This is a genomic window from Streptomyces tauricus (assembly GCF_014650955.1).
Classification (GTDB): domain Bacteria; phylum Actinomycetota; class Actinomycetes; order Streptomycetales; family Streptomycetaceae; genus Streptomyces; species Streptomyces tauricus.
The window spans coordinates 22353-39981 of record NZ_BMVY01000024.1 but is presented as its reverse complement, the minus strand read 5'-3'; the positions used below and the strand labels follow the sequence as shown (position 1 = coordinate 39981).

Here is a 17629-nt window from a genome sequence, read left to right as displayed (position 1 = left end):
ACCTAGAGGCGCCGCGCCTTGATCGCCATGTGCAGCAGCAGCCGGTCCTCGCCGTCGTCCAGGTCCAGGCCCGTGAGCTGTTCGACGCGGGACAGGCGGTAGTAGAGGGTCTGGCGGTGGATGCCCAGCTCCGCCGCGGCGCGGCCGGCCTGGCCCGCACAGTCGAGGAACACCTCGGCGGTGCGGGCCAGTTCGCGATGGGCGGGGGCGAGCAGCGGCCGGACGGCCGGGTCGTGCGCGGCGGGCGGGGACATCGTCGACAGCAGCCGGTACGGGCCGATCGACGGCCAGTGCGCGACCGGGCCCAGCCGGGGCTCGGCCAGGGCCGCGCGGGCGGCGGCCGAGGCCTCCTGCCAGGCGGCGGAGAGGTCGGCGAGGCCGGTGCGGGGGACGGCGATCCCGGCCGCGATCCCGGCCGCGAACCCTCCCGCGTCCGCCGGCCGGCCGGGTGGCCGGCCGGCCGGGGCCGATTTCCGTACCTCCTCCGCCCTCTCCAGCAGGCGGGAGGCCGCCGTCGTCGCCGGAGTGAGGACATCCGGGGAGCGCAGCCGGACCAGCAGGGCCAGCCCCTGGTCGTCGGTGTTCCACGGGAGGGCGCACAGCGCGGTGGCGCCCGGGATCGTCCGGACGGACGGGGCGTCGTCGGGGTCGGCCGAGGGCCAGGCGGCCACACAGAGCACGGTGTGGAGGCCTTCGCCGCGCGGGCCGAGAGCCGTACGCAGTTCCGTCACCGCCAGCTCGCGCTGCCAGCCGCTCCCGGCGGTGAGCACGGCGCGCAGTTCGCGGCTCAGGTCGGCGCCCGCCTGGGCCTCGTCCGCGAGCAGGGCGCCGATGCGCGGCGTCACCTCCATGGCCGCCGCGAGCTGCCGGTCGGTGGGGCCCGGCTCGTCGGCGAGGAGCCACACATAGCCGAGGGCGACACCCCGATGGCGTACCGGGAGGCAGACGCGGCCGCGGTGGACGCCCGCCTCCGGAGTCGGCGGGATACGGACCGGGCCGGTGGCCCGTGCGATGCCGAAACTCTCGAACCAGGTGCGGACCGCCGCCGTGGAGCGGCGCGTGAGGATCGAGCGGGCGCGCACCGGGTCCAGCGCGGAGGCGTCCAGCTCGCCCTCGCTGTCGTACGCGCCGAAGGCGATCAGCTCGAAGTCGCGGTTCTCCAGCGTCGCGGGGGCGCCGAGAAGCTCCGAGATCTCGTCGACCAGCTCCTGGTAGTCACCCTTGTGCTCCGGCCTGTGCTCCGACCGGTGTTCCGGCCTGTGCTCTGCCCTGTGCTCTGGTTCTGGTTCCGGCGTCACCCGGGCATTCTCGCTCATTTCTCCCCGCCCTCATACATCTGTCTGAGATCCAGGGCACGGATGCGTGACAGCTGTCGATGGCCGACGATCGGAGCGATCCTTAGGTTTCAGGTGGTTCTCCGTGCCGTATCCGAACGACCCACCTGGTCGGGTACGGCTTTCCGCCGGCCTTGTTGTGGAGGTGCCCCGTGCTGGGTCCCGTGATTCTCGCCGCCTCGCGCAGCGACCGGATGCGTCGTCTCGTCTCGGCGGCCCCGGTGACCAGGCCGGTCGTCGACCGCTTCATCCCGGGCGAGAGCGTCGACCAGATCGTGCCGATCATCCAGGACCTCACGGCCAAGGGCCTGGAGCTGACCATGGATGTGGTCGGCGAGGACATCACCACCCCCGAGCAGGCCGAGGCCGCCCGGGACGCCTACCTGGAACTGGTCGAGCGCCTGGCCGAGCTCGACCTCGGGACGCGCGCCGAGATGTCGGTGAAGCTGTCCATGTTCGGACAGGCGCTGGAGGGCGGGCACGAGCTGGCCCTCGCCAATGTCCGGCCCGTCGTCGAGGCCGCCGCCGCCATCGGCACGACCGTCACGCTCGACGCCGAGGACCACACCACCCTCGACTCGATGTTCGCCATCCACGAGGAGCTGCGGAAGGACTTCCCGGAGACCGGCTGCGTCATCCAGGCGTACCTCTTCCGCACCGAGGCCGACGCCCGCCGCCTCGCCGCGAGCGGCAGCCGCGTACGGCTCGTGAAGGGCGCGTACAAGGAGCCCGCCGAGGTCGCGTACCTGCAGAAGCCGGAGATCGACAAGGCGTACGTCCGGGTGCTGCGCATCCTGATGGAGGGCGACGGGTACCCGATGATCGGGTCCCACGACCCGCGCCTGATCTCCATCGCGCAGGAACTGGGACGCCGCGCCGGACGCAAGATCGACGAGTACGAGTTCCAGATGCTGTACGGGATCCGCAGCGACGAGCACCTCAGGCTCGCCGCCGAAGGTCACCGCATGCGGGTCTACACCGCCTACGGCACCGACTGGTACGGCTACTTCATGCGCCGCCTCGCGGAGAAGCCGGCCAACCTGCGGTTCTTCGCCCGCAGCATGATGACCCGAGGCTGACGGATGACGACGACACAGACTCTCGGCCGGGGGTCCGGGGGCTGTCCCCCGGGCAGGCACAGTATGCGCCGCCTCGCGGAGAAGCCGGCCAACCTGCTCTTCTTCGCCCGCTCGGTCCTCACCAAGGACTGAGCCGGGCACCGAGCCCAGGACTTCAGCAAGGGGGCCGCCATCACGGGCCCGAGCCCCGAAACACCCGCTCATCAAGGAGTACGGAACCCATGGACGCAGTGACCCAGGTCCCCACCCCCGTCAACGAGCCGGTGCACGGCTACGCCCCCGGCACGCCCGAGCGCGCCCGCCTGGAGGCGAAGCTCAAGGAGCTGGCCGAGAACCCGATCGACCTGCCGATGACCATCGGCGGCGAGAAGCGGATGGGCGGCGGCGAGCGCTTCGACGTCGTGCAGCCGCACAACCACAAGGCCCGTCTCGGCACGTACGCGAACGCCACCAAGCAGGACGCCCAGGACGCCGTCGACGCGGCCCTCGCCGCCGCGCCCGCCTGGCGCGCGATGTCCTTCGACGACCGCGCCGCGATCATCCTGCGCGCCGCCGAACTCCTGTCGGGCCCGTGGCGCGAGACCCTCGCCGCCTCCACCATGCTCGGCCAGTCCAAGACGGCCCAGCAGGCGGAGATCGACTGTCCCTGCGAACTGGTCGACTTCTGGCGCTTCAACGTCAAGTACGCCCGTGACCTGCTCGCCGAGCAGCCGCCGGCGAACTCGCCCGGCGTGTGGAACCGCCTCGACCACCGCCCGCTCGAAGGCTTCGTCTACGCGATCACGCCGTTCAACTTCACGGCCATCGCGGGCAACCTCCCCACCGCCCCCGCCCTGATGGGCAACGTCGTCGTGTGGAAGCCGTCCCCGACGCAGACCCACGCCGCCGTGCTGCTCATGCAGCTCCTGGAGGAGGCGGGCCTGCCCAAGGGCGTCATCAACCTCGTCACCGGCGACGGCATCGAGGTCTCCGGGGTCGCCCTGGAGCACCGCGACCTCGCGGGCGTGCACTTCACCGGCTCGACCAAGACCTTCCAGTACCTGTGGAAGACGGTCGGCAACAACATCGAGAAGTACCGCACCTACCCGCGCATGGTCGGCGAGACCGGCGGCAAGGACTTCGTCGTCGCGCACCCGAGCGCCGACCGCGCCGTCCTGAAGACCGCGCTGACCCGCGGCTCCTTCGAGTACCAGGGCCAGAAGTGCAGCGCTTCCTCGCGCGCCTACATCCCGGCCTCCATCTGGAACTCCGGCTTCAAGGAGGAGTTCGCGGCCGAGGTCGACGGCATCACCATGGGTGACGTCACCGACCTGTCGAACTTCATCGGCGCCGTCATCGACGAGCGGTCCTTCGCCAAGAACAAGGCCGCGATCGACCGGGCCGCCGCGGACCCGACCTGCACGATCGTCGCGGGCGGCACGTACGACGACTCGGTCGGCTACTTCGTGCGCCCGACCGTCGTCGAGTGCTCCGACCCGGCCAACGAGGTCTTCACCACCGAGTACTTCGGCCCGTTCCTCGCCGTGCACGTCTACGAGGACGAGAACTACGACGAGATGCTGGCCCAGATGGAGTCGGTGTCGGACTACGCCCTCACCGGCTCGGTCATCGCGGGCGACCGCGCCGCCGCCGCGCACACGATGGAGAAGCTGCGCTACGCCGCGGGCAACTTCTACATCAACGACAAGTCGACCGGTGCCGTCGTCGGCCAGCAGCCCTTCGGCGGCGGTCGCGCGTCCGGCACGAACGACAAGGCGGGCGCCCCGCAGAACCTGATGCGCTGGACGCTGACCCGCGCCATCAAGGAAACCCTGGTGGCCCCGACGGACTACCCGTACCCGCACATGGGCTGAGACCGACCCGCACGGGTCGAGACCGGCTCGTCCCCGAGCTGCGACCGGCTCGCGCCTGAGCTGAGTCCCGCCCCACCCGGACCAGGACGTCCCCGCACACCCCGGGTCGACGTCCCACCGAACCGCCCCCGCCCCGGAACCACCCCCTCCGGGCCGGGGGTGGTGTGCGTGCTCGGGCTTGGTGCGGGAAAGGCCAGGTCAGGGGGGTGTGACCCGCGCCGCCGTCTCAGATAGTAGGAAGTCCGACTAACTATGGAGACAGATGCGGAGTCCTCCCTTAGCTTTGTAGGAGCCGAACGTCTCGCTCGACCCAGCGAATGGCGGTCGTGAGCCGGAGCCCCTGGCAGGCAACCCCTGCGGCACCGCTCCCCGCCTCTTCCGGCGTCTCGTAACCCCCTCACCGCACTTCCGGCGTCCTCTGCCGGAGGCAAGGAGTCGATTCATCATGGCCGAGACGACCGCCCGCCGAGTCCGTCACGTCTCCCGTACCAGCGAGTCCGACCGCAAGAACGCCGCAGCCGCGCTCCAGCGCGCCCTCGACCGCCGCGACAACGGCGGCTCGACGGGCCACTGAGCCAGTAAGCCAGGACGCCACCCCAGAAGCCGGGAGCCGCGCCCGCCGGGGTGTGGCGCGGGGCCTCACGCTCCGCGCCGCACCTCGAAATGGTCGATGCGCCTGCCGCTCTGGGCGAGCGCCGACACCTTGAGTCGGGGAGCCGCTCCCGCCTCCGCCTCCACGGAGAGGAAGGAGTAGCCGGTGTACCGCACCCGCGACCACTCCACGGTGTCGGGGTTCTGGTTCTTCGACTTGGTCCAGTGATAGGTGTCCACCGACTCGCGGTCGGCGACCTTCCCCTCGTAGCTGTCCTTCACCCCTGACGGGAAGCTGTACAGGCTCTTGCCCGCGCCGCCCGCCGTGACGTACACGATCCCGTCCCGCGTCGGATCGGTCGACGCGCCGACCGGCACGGGCTTGCCCACCCCGCCGTTCTTGATGGCGTCGGTCCGCTCGTACACATGGTTGTGGCCGTTGATCACCAGATCCACCTGGTGCTTGGTGAACAGCGGCAGCCAGGCGTCCCGTACGCCGCCGTCCGAGGCGTGGGTCGACGTCGAGTAGGCGCAGTGGTGGAAGAAGACCACGACGAAGTCGATCCCGGTCTCCTTGCGGAGTTCCCCGAGGCGCTTGTCGAGCCAGGCCGTCTGCCGGCCTTCCGAGTAGCCCTTGTTGGCGGGGATCTCGTACGACACGTCGTTCGCGTCCAGCGCCACGACGGCGACGTTGCCGTAGGTGAAGGAGTACACGCCGGGGGAGTTCTTCGCGTCGAAGCCGTTCTCGGGGAGTGAGAAGCGCGCCGACTGGCCGGCGTACCCGTTCGGCGAGTACCAGGCCTCCATGTCGTGGTTGCCGGTCGTCACCATCCACGGGACCGTCTTCGCGACCGTCTCCGTCTGCTTGAGGAACAGGTCCCAGGCGGTGGGGTCGTAGATGTCCGACTCCTTGCCGTGGCCGGTCACGTCCGCGTAGCAGATGTCGCCCGCGTGCAGATGGAAGGCGGGCTCGCGGCCGAGGATCAGCTTGTCGTTGGCGAGCGCGTCCGGGGTGACGCCCTGGTCGCCGAACGCGGTGAACACGAACTTCTCCGCGCGGGCGGGCGCCGTCGTGAACGAGCCGACCGTGGAGTGCCGTTCCTTCGACGCCGGGTCGAACCCCTCGTGACCGACGCCGTAGTAGTACGTCGTCCCGGGCCGCAGCCCGTCGAGCGCCGCGTGCAGATAGAACTGGTCGAGGGCGAGCCGCACCCCTTCGAGGCCGGGGGTGTGCAGGTCGCGCACCTCGGCGTCGATCTTCCGGCTCAGCTCCCAGGGCTTCAGCCCGATCCGCACGTACGGCTTGCGGACCGCGAGCGGCACCTGCCAGGAGATCCGCATCTGGGTCCTCGGGTCCGCGCCGAAGGCGAGATGGCGGCCGAAGGGCGTGACGACCGCGCCGTCCACCCGCTCGGTGGGCGTGGAGCCGCCGGACAGGGGAGAGGGGGAACGGGACGCCGTGCCCGATCCGGAACCGGATCCCGAACCCGAGTCGGAGCAGCCGGTCAGCAGTCCGCCGGCCACCGCGCCCGCGCTCACCAGGGCGCGGCGACGGGTGAGCTTCGTGCGCAGGTACTCGTACTGCTCCGCCATGCTCATCCGGCGCGCGAGCCGCGGCGGGATGCCGACATCGGGGACGGGGGATCCTGGGGGTGTCCCCATGGGAGGCGCGGTCATGCTGGTGAACTTCCCATCGCGGGCCAACAATCGCCATACGTACAGGTGAACGGGGGCTGACGGGTTGATGCGCGGGCCCCGGCCGACAGCCCGGCCCTGTCCGTATGACGGACAGCCCATGTCATCCCGTGGGACGGGGAGTAGGGTGCCGACATGTCTCGCAGCATCGATCTCGCAGTGATCCCCGGTGACGGCATCGGCCAGGAAGTCGTGGCCCAAGGCCTGAAGGTCCTCTCCGCCGTCCTCCCGCAGGATGTGAAGCTGGAGACCAAGGAGTTCGACTTCGGCGCCCGGCGCTACCGCGCCACCGGTGAGACCCTCACCGACGCCGACCTCGAAGCCCTGAAGCAGCACGACGCCATCCTGCTCGGCGCGATCGGCGACCCGTCGGTCCCCTCCGGAGTCCTGGAGCGCGGCTTCCTGCTCAAGCTCCGCTTCGCCTTCGACCACCACGTGAACCTGCGTCCGTCGAAGCTCCTCCCGGGTGTCGCCACCCCGCTCGCGGGCCAGCCGGAGATCGACTTCGTCGTCGTCCGCGAAGGAACCGAGGGGCCGTACACCGGCAACGGCGGCACGATCCGCAAGGGCACCCCGCACGAGATCGCCACCGAGGTCTCCGTGAACACGGCCTTCGGTGTCGAGCGCGTCGTGCGTGACGCCTTCGCCCGCGCCCAGGCCCGCCCCCGCAAGAAGCTCACGCTGGTCCACAAGAACAACGTGCTGACCTTCGCGGGCCACCTGTGGACGAACACCTTCAACAAGGTGGCCGAGGAGTTCCCCGAGGTCACCACGGACTACATCCACGTGGACGCCGCGACGATCTACCTCGTCACGGACCCCGCGCGCTTCGACGTGATCGTCACCGACAACCTCTTCGGCGACATCATCACCGACCTCGCCGCGGCCGTCTCCGGCGGCATCGGCGTCGCCGCCTCGGGCAACATCAACCCGAGCGGCGAGTTCCCGTCCATGTTCGAGCCGGTGCACGGCTCGGCGCCGGACATCGCGGGCCAGGGCAAGGCCGACCCCAGCGCCACCGTGCTGTCGGTCGCCCTCCTCCTGCGCCACCTCGGCTACGAGGCCGAGGCCGCCCGCATCGAGGACGCCGTCTCCGCCGACCTCGCGGAGCGCGGCACCACGACCCGTACCACCGAGGAGATCGGCGACGCGCTCGCCGCCCGAGTATCCGGCTGACCCGCCGGTACCACCCCAAGCCGCCGGGTCGCTTCCGCACCCGGCGGCTTTTCGTATGCCCCGCCGGGTGTCACCATCAATCCCTGGGCCGCATTCACACCGTTTCGCCCCCCTCCACGGCCTCGAAGACTTCCGTGTCAGGGGTGGTGCCCCTTTCGGCTCACCTCGCGCGATAATCGAACGCGGAGCCGCGAAATGACGACATGCTCGGACGTCCTAACACTGGCCACTGGCAGTACAGGCGTGAGCGCGGCCCGTCACACACAACCGGTGAAGGACAAACCACTCATGACGACGCCCACGATCGAGCTCAAGCCCTCCTCGTCCCCGCTGTCCGACGCGGAGCGCGAGGCGATCCTGGCCAGCCCCGGATTCGGCCGCCACTTCACCGACCACATGGTGACGATCAAGTGGACGGAGGGCCGCGGCTGGCACGACGGACAGCTCGTCCCGTACGGCCCGCTCTCCATCGACCCCGCGACGAGCGTCCTGCACTACGCGCAGGAGATCTTCGAGGGGCTGAAGGCCTACCGGCAGCCCGACGGGTCGGTCGCCACGTTCCGCCCGGACCGCAACGCCCTGCGCTTCCAGTCGTCCGCCCGCCGGCTCGCCATGCCCGAGCTGCCCGTCGAGACCTTCATCGAGGCCTGTGACGTGCTGATCCGGCAGGACCAGGCGTGGGTGCCCGCGCACGGCGGCGAGGAGTCGCTCTATCTGCGTCCGTTCATGATCGCCACCGAGGTCGGTCTGGGGGTGCGGCCCGCGAACGAGTACCTCTTCATCGTCATCGCCTCGCCCGCCGGCGCGTACTTCCCCGGCGGGGTGAAGCCCGTCTCCATCTGGCTCTCCGAGGACCGGGTGCGGGCCGTTCCCGGCGGGGTGGGGGACGCCAAGACCGGCGGCAACTACGCCGCGTCCCTGCTCGCGCAGGCCGAGGCCGCGGCCAAGGGCTGCGACCAGGTCTGCTACCTCGACGCGGTCGAGCACAAGTGGGTGGAGGAGCTGGGCGGCATGAACCTGTACTTCGTGTACGGGGACAGGATCGTCACGCCCACGCTCAGCGGGTCCATCCTTGAGGGCGTCACGCGCGACTCGCTGCTGTCGGTCGCCCGTGACCTGGGGTACGGGTCGGAGCAGGCGCGTGTCTCCAGTGACCAGTGGAGGCGGGACGCGGAGAACGGCACGCTCACGGAGGTGTTCGCGTGCGGGACCGCGGCGGTGATCACTCCCGTCGGTACGGTGAAGAGTGCGGCCGGGGAGTGGCGGCAGGGTGGGGGCGGGCCTGGTGCGGTGACGCTCGCGCTTCGTGAGGCGCTGCTGGACATCCAGCGCGGCGTCTCGAAGGACACGCACAACTGGATGCACAACCTGGGCTGACGCCCTGCCTCGCCCCCGCCGCCCCTACCCTCCCCGTCACCACATGGGGGCTCCGCCCCCTACCCCCCCGTTGCGCAGTTCCCCGCGCCCCTAGGCACCTAGGGGCGCGGGGAACTGCGCGGCCAGCCCCCACCGGGCCCACCCCCCGGCCGTCGGTGCGCCATCGCTTTCAGGGGCGCGGGGAACTGCGCAATCTTTTGTCTTTGGGGGCGCGGGGAACTGCGCAGTCTTTTCGTCCGCAAGCAGCTCTCTCCCTTAGAGCGTCGTTCAAACGCGGACAGCCGCACAGAAGGTTGGGCTGGCCCAGGAAAAGGCACCGCGTTAGAGTGCTGCTCAATATGAGACTCACCCCCACCGAGCGCGACCGCCTCCTCCTCTTCGGCGCAGCCGAACTCGCCCGGGCCCGCCAGGCCCGAGGCCTGAAGCTGAACGTCCCCGAGGCGACAGCCGTCATCGCGGACACCGTCTGCGAAGCGGCCCGCGACGGCCGCAGACTCGCCGAGGCCGTCGCCGCGGCCAGAGCGATCCTCGGCCCCGACGACGTCCTGCCCGGCGTCGCCGACATCGTCACCGAGGTCCACGTCGAGGCCGTGTTCGACGACGGCTCACGGCTCGCGGTCGTGAGCGACCCGATCGGCGGCGGCGCGGGGCCGGACGGCCCGGGCGCCCTCCTCCCGGGCCCCGAGCACACCGACCCCCGCCCCACCCGCACGCTCACGGTCACCAACACCGCCACGGTCCCCGTCTCCGTGACCTCCCACTTCCACTTCTTCGAGGCCAACCCCCGCCTCGACTTCGACCGGGCGGCCGCCTACGGCACCCACCTGGCCGTCCCCGCCGGCGCGTCCGCCCGCTTCGGCCCGGGCGAGACCGTCGAGGTCGGCCTGCTGCCGATCGGCGGCGAACGCGTCGCGATCGGCTTCGCGGGCCTCGTGGACGGCCCCCTCGACGCCCCGGGAGCGAAGACGGAGGCCCTCCGCAGAGCGGCGGCCTGCGGCTACCTGGGAGCCGAAGCCGAAGCCGAAGCCGAAGTCGGAGACGCAGCCGTAGCCGTCGACGAGACGGGAGAAGGGCGATGAACCCTTACGAGTACGCAGCCACCCACGGCCCCCGCGCCGGCGACCGCGTCCGCCTCGGTGACTCGGGGCTGACCGTGCGGGTCGAGTCCGACGCCCAGAAGTACGGGGACGAGTTCCTCGCCGGGTTCGGCAAGACGGCCCGCGACGGGCTGCACCTCAAGGCCGCCGCCGTCCGCGACACCTGCGACGTCGTGATCAGCAACGTCCTGGTGATCGACGTGGCGCAGGGCATCCGCAAGGTGTCGATCGGCATCCGCGAGGGCCGGATCGCGGCGATCGGCCGGGCCGGGAACCCCGACACCCTGGACGGGGTCGACGTGGTCGTCGGCACCGGCACGACCATCGTCTCCGGCGAGGGGCTGATCGCCACCGCCGGCGCCGTCGACACCCACGTACATCTGCTGTCGCCCCGCATCATGGAGGCCTCGCTGGCCTCCGGGGTGACGACGATCATCGGCCAGGAGTTCGGCCCGGTGTGGGGCGTCGGCGTCAACTCGCCCTGGGCGCTGCGGCACGCCTTCAACGCCTTCGACGCCTGGCCCGTCAACATCGGCTTCCTGGCCCGGGGTTCGTCCTCGCACCCGGCGCCACTCGTCGAAGCCCTCGCCGAGGGCGGCGCGTCCGGCTTCAAGGTCCACGAGGACATGGGCGCCCACACCCGCGCCCTCGACACCGCGCTGCGCGTCGCCGAGGAGCACGACGTGCAGGTCGCGCTGCACAGCGACGGGCTGAACGAATGCCTGTCCGTCGAGGACACCCTGCGCGTCCTCGACGGGCGGACCATCCACGCCTTCCACATCGAGGGCTGCGGCGGCGGCCACGTACCGAACGTGCTCAAGATGGCCGGCGTACCGAACGTCATCGGCTCCTCCACCAACCCCACGCTGCCCTTCGGCCGGGACGCGGTCGCCGAGCACTACGGGATGATCGTCTCCGTCCACGGGCTCAAGACCGACCTGCCCGGCGACGCGGCGATGGCCCGCGACCGGATACGCGCCGGGACCATGGGCGCCGAGGACGTCCTGCACGATCTCGGCGCCATCGGCATCACCTCCTCGGACGCGCAGGGCATGGGCCGCGCGGGCGAGACCGTACGCCGGACGTTCGCGATGGCCGGGAAGATGAAGGCCCAGTTCGGACCCCTGGAGGGCGACGGGCCGGACGACGACAACGCGCGCGTCCTGCGATACATGGCCAAGCTCACCGTCAATCCCGCCATCGCGCACGGCCTCTCCCACGAGGTCGGCTCCATCGAGACCGGCAAACTGGCCGACATCGTGCTGTGGCGCCCCGAGTTCTTCGGCGCGAAGCCCCAACTCGTCCTGAAGTCGGGTTTCCCGGCGTACGGAGTGGTGGGCGATCCGAACGCGGCCACCGACACCTGTGAACCCCTGGTCCTCGGACCGCAGTTCGGCGCGCACGGCAGCACTCCCGCCGACATCTCCGTGGCGTTCGTCGCGCAGGCCGCGCTGGACCAGGGCAACGACATCATGCCGACCCGCCGACGCCGGGTGGCGGTCCGCGGCACCCGCGGTATCGGCCCGGCCGACCTGCGCCTCAACTCCCGTACGGGGGACGTCGATGTGGACCGGGACACCGGCCTGGTCACGCTCGACGGCGACCCGCTGCGCTCGGAACCGGCCGAGTCCGTGTCACTCAACCGCCTGTACTTCCTCTGAGGACCACCTGATGACGACCGCTGCCGCCGACGGCTTCCACATGCCCGCCGAGTGGGCCCCGCACGAGCGCACCTGGATGGCGTGGCCGGGCCCGAACCCCACCTTCGACGACCCCGGCGACCTCGCCGAGGCGTGCGCGGCCTGGGCAGCGGTGGCCCGTGCCGTACGCCGCTTCGAACCCGTCACGGTCATGTGCGGACCCGGCCGGTCCGCCGAGGCACGGGCCCTGCTGGGCCCCGGCATCGACACCGTCGAGCACGACCTCAACGACGCCTGGATGCGGGACATCGGCCCCACCTTCCTCACCGGCCCGAACGGTGAACTGGCCGCCGTCGACTGGACGTTCAACGGCTGGGGCGCCCAGGCCTGGGCCCGCTGGGAGCACGACGCCACGATCGGGGCGTACGTCGCGGACCTCGCCGGCGCCCGCACGTACGCCTCGCGACTCGTCAACGAGGGCGGCGCGATCCATGTCGACGGCGAGGGCACGGTCCTGCTGACCGAGACCGTGCAGCTCGGGCCCGAGCGCAACCCCGGCTGGACCCGCGAGGAGGTCGAGGCCGAGATTCACGGCATGCTCGGCACCCGCAAGGCGATCTGGCTGCCACGGGGCCTCACCGGCGACTACCCGGCCCCGCCCGCCGAAGGGAACTCCGCGGCCCCCGACAGCTTCGGCACCCTCGGCCACGTCGACATCGTCGCCGCCTTCGCCCGTCCCGGAGTCGTCGTCGCGCACTCCCAGCCCGACCCGGCCCATCCCGACCACGAGGTGACGAAGGAGATCATCGGGCTGCTCGGGGCGGCGACCGACGCGCACGGCCGCCCCATCGAGGTGGTGGAGGTGCCCGCCCCGACGGTCCTGGAGGCCGACGGCCACTGGGCCGACTACTCGTACATCAACCACTACCTCTGCAACGGCGGAGTCGTCCTGTGCGGCTTCGACGATCCGCGCGACGAGAGCGCGGCCGGCATCTTCCGCCGCCTGTTCCCCGAGCGGACGGTGACCCTGGTGGACGCGCGGGCGATCTTCGCGGGCGGCGGCGGCATCCACTGCGTCACCCAGCAGCAGCCGAGGGCCCGAGGGCGGAGGGCGGAGAGCGGGATCAGGTAGAACGTACGGATGAACGTACTGTCCTGTGCCGCCTGCGGACGTGCGCTGACCGCGCCCGTCCGGCAGCTCGACGAGCAGCCCCCGTACCCGTACTGGGACGGCCTGCCCGACGCGGAGGGGCGCCGGCACGGCCCGGCGACCATCCCGCGCGGCACCTACGTGGTCGATCCGCAGCCGTTCGGGGCGCCCTTCGAGCCGTACGAGGGCGAGGAGGACGCGTACGACGGCATCGTGCCCGGCGGAATGTGGATGTCGGACGAGCGGGGCTCGCTGGTCGCCGCCGGGCCGCGCGGCACCTACGTCCTGCACCCGCTCGACGTCGTCGACCTCGCCTTCCACCCCGACACGTCCCGCTGGGGCGGCTGTTGCGGCGCGACCCCCTACAACGGCGTCAACCGCGTCTGCGCCTGCGGCGCCGAGGTCGCCATCCTTGCGAGCGACTGCAGCGGCGGTTACGAGACACGGCTCGTCCCGGACGCCGTCCGCGTGGAGGACGCCCCGTGACCACCCGCCGGCGCAACACCGCGCCGCCCCGCGAGGACGTCCTCGCCGCGGCCATGGGCATGATCGCCGAGCGCGGTCTGGAGAAGCTCACCATGGCGGCGCTCGGCGCCGAGGTCGGGATGAGCAGCGGCCATCTCCTCTACTACTTCCGCTCCAAGGACGAGTTGCTGCTGCGCGCCCTGGAGTGGAGCGAGGGACTGCTCGGCACCGAGCGCGGCAGGCTCCTCACCCGGGCGGCCCCGGCGCGCGAACGCCTCGACGCGTACGTCGACCTGTACGTGCCCGAGGGCCACCGCGATCCGCACTGGACCCTCTGGCTGGAGGTCTGGAACCGCTCGCAGAACGCCGACGACGGCGCCCGCGACCGCCAGGCCGCGATCGAGGGCGCCTGGCACCGCGACCTGGTGGCACTGGTCGCGGAGGGCGTCTCGCGCGGAGAGTTCCGGCCGGTGGACCCCGACCGCTTCGCCACCCGGCTGCGCGCCCTCCTCGACGGCTTCTCCATCCACGTCGCGATCGGCCTGCGGGGGACGGACCGGGAGCAAGTCCTCGGCCACGTGGGCGAGTTCCTGGACGAGGCGCTGCGCCCGCCGACGCCCACGGACGCTTGAACGCGCGTCCGGGTTGTACGCGATATGGCGGATTGACCCCTGCCCGGCGGTGCGTTTGCATCGGATGAGCCCTCGGCGCGGGGCCGGGGGACGAGCGTCACGGGGAAATCAGGGGGAAGCTTTTGTACGCCACCACACGCACTACGCGCACCACACGCACTACGCGCACGGACCGCAGCACGTGCATGACCCGCACCACCCGCACCGCACTCACCACGGCTCTCGTCGCCGCCGCGTTGACCACGACGGCCCTGACGGGGACAGCCGCCCACGCCGCCCATGCCGTGCCCAGAGTCCCGCACATCGAGCCGGTCAGCGTCACACCCGACGGCAAGGCGGGCAACGGGGCCTCGGGCGACGCGGCCATCAGTCGCAACGGCCGCTACGTCGCCTTCACCTCGGACGCCGAGGACCTGGACCCGAACACGCCGCACGGCGGCATGTACCTGCGTGACCTGCGCACCGACACGACCCGCTTCGCGGGCTTCGGCGCGGTGGCCGGGGTCCTCGACGACGGCCGACTCGCCTACTCCACCTCCACCTCTGGCGACGTGTCGCTCGTCGACCCGCGGACGGGTCGGCAGGAGAAGTTCGGCATCGAGGTGCCCGAGGGATTCACCGGCCCGCCCGGCGCGGTCTCCGTCAGCCCGAACGGCCGGTACGCCGTCTACACGCTGTACGAGACCGGCGAGGGCTCCGTCGTCTTCCTGCGCGACCGGACCGCCGGTACCACCGAGCGGATCAGCCACCCCCGGCCGACCTGGGAGCCGCGCAACGCCTTCGAGCCGACGGTCGGTGACGACGGCCGCCGCGTCGCCTACCAGTACAACTACGCCAACGGTCCGCGCGGCGACGACTGGGGGGACGTCTGGGTGTACGACCGCCGCACCGGCGAGCGCGTCCAGGCCGACCGCTCCCACGACGGCTCGGCCACCGAGAAGGAGTCGCTGCGCCCGTCCCTCAGCGGCGACGGCCGTACGGTCGTCTTCGAGTCCCGCGACACCCACCTGGTGCCGGACGACACCGACGGCGCCTGGAACGTGTTCGTGCACGACCTCGCGACCGGCGCCAACCGGCGTATCCACGGAACGCAGGGCGGCCCCGGCGAGGCCTACACCCGCAACCCCGCGGTGAGCCCCGACGGGCGGTACGTCACCTTCATGTCGGAGGTGACGGAGCCGGACGCGGAGTACGGCAAGGAGTGGCCCGTCTATCTGCGGGACCTGAGGAAGGGCACCACCGTCCTGGTCACGCCCGACACCACCGGCGGCACGGCCACCGCCGACGTCTCGCCGGGCGGGATCTCCGAGGGCGCCCGCCGCATCGCCTTCCAGTCCGGGGACCCGGCGCTGATCCCGGCAGGCGACACGAACGACGGCACCGACGTGTTCGTCCGCCATCTGCGGTGAACCGCCGGTGATCAACCGAGTGTTCGCATCCTGAGACGGACGGTGAGCGCGGAGGAGGTCTGTGCCAGACTGCCTCCGTGCTCTCGTTCGCCACGATTATTGGCAGCAGGCGCGCCGGTCCGCAGTGACCACCACGTACGACCAGGTACGGGTGGACACCGTCGTCTCGACCCGCGCGCAGACCTCTCGCACCCGCGAGGGGTTTTTCGCTTTTCTGGCCCACCCTCAGCCGGAGGCGAGAGCGCGAGGGATCATGTGGGGACGGCGGAGCCGGTCATTCCGGTACCGACCGAGATCTGATCCTCAGGAGCTTTGACACCATGACCGAAACCAGCGAGCTCGACGATTCGTTCCACGTCTTCGACACCACCCTGCGCGACGGCGCGCAGCGTGAGGGCATCAACCTCACCGTCGCGGACAAGCTGGCCATCGCACGGCACCTGGACGACTTCGGCGTGGGCTTCATCGAGGGCGGGTGGCCGGGTGCGAACCCGCGCGACACCGAGTTCTTCGCCCGTGCCCAGCAGGAGATCGACTTCAAGCACGCCCAGCTCGTCGCCTTCGGGGCCACCCGTCGGGCGGGCGGCAAAGCGAGCGAGGACCCGCAGGTCAAGGCACTCGTGGAGTCCGGCGCCCCCGTCGTGACCCTCGTCGCCAAGTCCCACGACCGGCATGTCGAACTGGCGCTGCGCACCACGCTCGAAGAGAACCTGGAGATGGTCCGCGACACCGTCTCCCACCTCCGTTCGGAGGGCCGCCGGGTCTTCGTCGACTGCGAGCACTTCTTCGACGGCTACCGGGCGAACCCGCAGTACGCGAAGGCCGTCGTGCGGGCCGCCGCGGAGGCCGGCGCCGACGTCGTCGTCCTGTGCGACACCAACGGCGGCATGCTGCCCGCGCAGGTCCAGGCCGTCGTAGCCACCGTCCTCGCCGACACCGGGGCACGGCTGGGCATCCACGCCCAGGACGACACGGGCTGCGCCGTCGCCAACACCCTTGCCGCCGTGGACGCGGGCGCGACCCACGTCCAGTGCACGGCGAACGGCTACGGCGAGCGGGTCGGCAACTCCAACCTCTTCCCGGTCGTCGCGGCCCTGGAGCTCAAGTACGGCAAGAAGGTCCTCCCCGCCGGCGCGCTGTCCGAGATGACCCGTATCTCGCACGCGATCGCCGAGGTCGTGAACCTCACCCCGTCCACGCACCAGCCGTACGTCGGTGTCTCGGCCTTCGCCCACAAGGCGGGCCTGCACGCCTCGGCGATCAAGGTCGACCCGGACCTGTACCAGCACATCGACCCCGAGCTGGTCGGCAACACCATGCGGATGCTCGTCTCCGACATGGCGGGCCGCGCCTCCATCGAGCTCAAGGGCAAGGAACTCGGCGTCGACCTCGGCGGCGACCGCGAGCTGATCGGCCGGGTCGTGAGCCGGGTCAAGGAACGTGAGCTGCGGGGCTACACGTACGAGGCCGCCGACGCCTCCTTCGAACTCCTCCTGCGGGAGGAGGCCGAGGGCAAGGCCCGCACGTACTTCGACGTCGAGTCCTGGCGCGCCATCGTCGAGGACCGCCCCGACGGCAGCCACGCCAACGAGGCGACGGTGAAACTCTTCGCCAAGGGCGAGCGGATCGTCGCCACGGCGGAGGGGAACGGGCCGGTCAACGCGCTCGACCGCGCGCTGCGGGTCGCCCTGGAGAAGATCTACCCGCAGCTCGCCAAGCTGGAACTGGTCGACTACAAGGTCCGCATCCTGGAGGGCAAGCACGGGACGGAGTCCACGACGCGGGTCCTCATCTCCACGTCGGACGGGGCGGGGGAGTGGTCGACGGTGGGCGTCGCGAAGAACGTGATCGCGGCGTCGTGGCAGGCGCTGGAGGACGCGTACACATACGGCCTGCTACGAGCAGGCGTAGAACCGGCCGCCTAACAACCCTTTCCCTCGCCCCCGCCGCCCCTACCCTTCCCGTCACTGCATGGGGGCTGCGCCCCCTCGCCCCCGTTGTCCTCAAACGCCGGACGGGCTGAAAGATATCCGCCGGTCCGGCAACATCTCAGCCCCTCCGGCGTTTGAGGAGCGGGGGTTCGGGGGCAGCGCCCCCGAGTACGTGACGGGAACGGGTAGGGGCGGCGGGG

The 17629-nt window shown here is 71.1% G+C and carries 15 protein-coding genes; 13 read left to right on the top strand and 2 right to left on the bottom strand.

What is annotated here, in order from left to right; translation table 11 throughout:
• Positions 1 to 2 precede the first annotated feature (2 nt).
• Entirely contained in the window at positions 3 to 1316 is a 1314-nt protein-coding gene (locus IE278_RS29045; RefSeq protein ID WP_189776223.1) for a PucR family transcriptional regulator, read from the bottom strand.
• A gap of 170 nt (positions 1317 to 1486) precedes the next feature.
• Here IE278_RS29045 and IE278_RS29040 point away from each other — a divergent pair, with 170 nt between their 5' ends.
• The 4 genes from IE278_RS29040 to IE278_RS42980 all read left to right on the top strand — a co-directional run bounded on the left by IE278_RS29040 (position 1487) and on the right by IE278_RS42980 (position 4840).
• On the top strand, positions 1487 to 2413 hold the full coding sequence (locus IE278_RS29040; protein WP_189776222.1) for a proline dehydrogenase family protein: 927 nt from the start codon (positions 1487 to 1489) through the stop codon (positions 2411 to 2413).
• Positions 2414 to 2416: 3 nt separating this feature from the next.
• Positions 2417 to 2545 (top strand): hypothetical protein, encoded by a 129-nt coding sequence (locus IE278_RS42985; RefSeq protein WP_281403191.1) that lies wholly within the window; start codon positions 2417 to 2419, stop codon positions 2543 to 2545.
• 89 nt (positions 2546 to 2634) lie between these two features.
• A complete protein-coding gene (pruA, locus tag IE278_RS29035) occupies positions 2635 to 4266 on the top strand; it encodes an L-glutamate gamma-semialdehyde dehydrogenase (protein WP_189776221.1) in 1632 nt (543 codons plus the stop codon).
• Positions 4267 to 4711: 445 nt separating this feature from the next.
• Complete coding sequence (locus tag IE278_RS42980; protein WP_265649617.1) at positions 4712 to 4840, top strand: hypothetical protein; 129 nt, start codon at positions 4712 to 4714, stop codon at positions 4838 to 4840.
• Between the two features lie 65 nt (positions 4841 to 4905).
• On the opposite strand, the gene IE278_RS29030 is transcribed toward IE278_RS42980, so the two are convergent.
• Positions 4906 to 6534, bottom strand: coding sequence for a purple acid phosphatase family protein (locus tag IE278_RS29030; protein ID WP_246570790.1), 1629 nt, complete (start codon positions 6532 to 6534; stop codon positions 4906 to 4908).
• Positions 6535 to 6687: 153 nt separating this feature from the next.
• Here IE278_RS29030 and IE278_RS29025 point away from each other — a divergent pair, with 153 nt between their 5' ends.
• The 9 genes from IE278_RS29025 (at position 6688) to cimA (ending at position 17423) form a co-directional block, all read left to right on the top strand.
• Positions 6688 to 7728 (top strand): 3-isopropylmalate dehydrogenase, encoded by a 1041-nt coding sequence (locus tag IE278_RS29025; protein WP_189776220.1) that lies wholly within the window; start codon positions 6688 to 6690, stop codon positions 7726 to 7728.
• 288 nt (positions 7729 to 8016) lie between these two features.
• Positions 8017 to 9105: a branched-chain amino acid aminotransferase gene (locus IE278_RS29020; RefSeq protein ID WP_189776219.1), complete on the top strand. Its 1089-nt coding sequence runs from the start codon at positions 8017 to 8019 to the stop codon at positions 9103 to 9105.
• A gap of 338 nt (positions 9106 to 9443) precedes the next feature.
• On the top strand, positions 9444 to 10184 hold the full coding sequence (gene ureA / locus IE278_RS29015; protein WP_189776218.1) for an urease subunit gamma: 741 nt from the start codon (positions 9444 to 9446) through the stop codon (positions 10182 to 10184).
• A complete protein-coding gene (locus IE278_RS29010) occupies positions 10181 to 11863 on the top strand; it encodes an urease subunit alpha (protein WP_189776217.1) in 1683 nt (560 codons plus the stop codon). Before ureA ends, IE278_RS29010 begins: the two co-directional genes overlap by 4 nt.
• Positions 11864 to 11873: 10 nt before the next feature.
• Positions 11874 to 12974: an agmatine deiminase family protein gene (locus IE278_RS29005; RefSeq protein ID WP_189776216.1), complete on the top strand. Its 1101-nt coding sequence runs from the start codon at positions 11874 to 11876 to the stop codon at positions 12972 to 12974.
• 9 nt (positions 12975 to 12983) lie between these two features.
• Positions 12984 to 13478, top strand: coding sequence for a hypothetical protein (locus tag IE278_RS29000; RefSeq protein WP_189776215.1), 495 nt, complete (start codon positions 12984 to 12986; stop codon positions 13476 to 13478).
• Entirely contained in the window at positions 13475 to 14089 is a 615-nt protein-coding gene (locus IE278_RS28995; RefSeq protein ID WP_189776214.1) for a TetR/AcrR family transcriptional regulator, read from the top strand. The genes IE278_RS29000 and IE278_RS28995 overlap by 4 nt, the downstream gene beginning before the upstream one ends.
• Positions 14090 to 14274: 185 nt before the next feature.
• On the top strand, positions 14275 to 15498 hold the full coding sequence (locus tag IE278_RS28990) for a TolB-like translocation protein (protein WP_189776213.1): 1224 nt from the start codon (positions 14275 to 14277) through the stop codon (positions 15496 to 15498).
• Positions 15499 to 15818: 320 nt separating this feature from the next.
• On the top strand, positions 15819 to 17423 hold the full coding sequence (gene cimA, locus IE278_RS28985; RefSeq protein WP_189776212.1) for a citramalate synthase: 1605 nt from the start codon (positions 15819 to 15821) through the stop codon (positions 17421 to 17423).
• Positions 17424 to 17629 lie beyond the last annotated feature (206 nt).

What these genes read in the sequence shown, in the direction of transcription:
- IE278_RS42980 (WP_265649617.1), top strand. Translation starts at nt 4,712, where the DNA reads ATGGCCGAGACGACCGCCCGCCGAGTCCGTCACGTCTCCCGTACCAGC.
- IE278_RS28990 (WP_189776213.1), top strand. Translation starts at nt 14,275, where the DNA reads ATGACCCGCACCACCCGCACCGCACTCACCACGGCTCTCGTCGCCGCC.
- IE278_RS29000 (WP_189776215.1), top strand. Translation starts at nt 12,984, where the DNA reads ATGAACGTACTGTCCTGTGCCGCCTGCGGACGTGCGCTGACCGCGCCC.
- cimA (WP_189776212.1), top strand. Translation starts at nt 15,819, where the DNA reads ATGACCGAAACCAGCGAGCTCGACGATTCGTTCCACGTCTTCGACACC.
- ureA (WP_189776218.1), top strand. Translation starts at nt 9,444, where the DNA reads ATGAGACTCACCCCCACCGAGCGCGACCGCCTCCTCCTCTTCGGCGCA.
- IE278_RS29030 (WP_246570790.1), bottom strand. Translation starts at nt 6,534, where the DNA reads ATGACCGCGCCTCCCATGGGGACACCCCCAGGATCCCCCGTCCCCGAT.
- IE278_RS29005 (WP_189776216.1), top strand. Translation starts at nt 11,874, where the DNA reads ATGACGACCGCTGCCGCCGACGGCTTCCACATGCCCGCCGAGTGGGCC.
- IE278_RS29010 (WP_189776217.1), top strand. Translation starts at nt 10,181, where the DNA reads ATGAACCCTTACGAGTACGCAGCCACCCACGGCCCCCGCGCCGGCGAC.
- IE278_RS29045 (WP_189776223.1), bottom strand. Translation starts at nt 1,316, where the DNA reads ATGAGCGAGAATGCCCGGGTGACGCCGGAACCAGAACCAGAGCACAGG.
- IE278_RS29025 (WP_189776220.1), top strand. Translation starts at nt 6,688, where the DNA reads ATGTCTCGCAGCATCGATCTCGCAGTGATCCCCGGTGACGGCATCGGC.
- pruA (WP_189776221.1), top strand. Translation starts at nt 2,635, where the DNA reads ATGGACGCAGTGACCCAGGTCCCCACCCCCGTCAACGAGCCGGTGCAC.
- IE278_RS42985 (WP_281403191.1), top strand. Translation starts at nt 2,417, where the DNA reads ATGACGACGACACAGACTCTCGGCCGGGGGTCCGGGGGCTGTCCCCCG.
- IE278_RS29020 (WP_189776219.1), top strand. Translation starts at nt 8,017, where the DNA reads ATGACGACGCCCACGATCGAGCTCAAGCCCTCCTCGTCCCCGCTGTCC.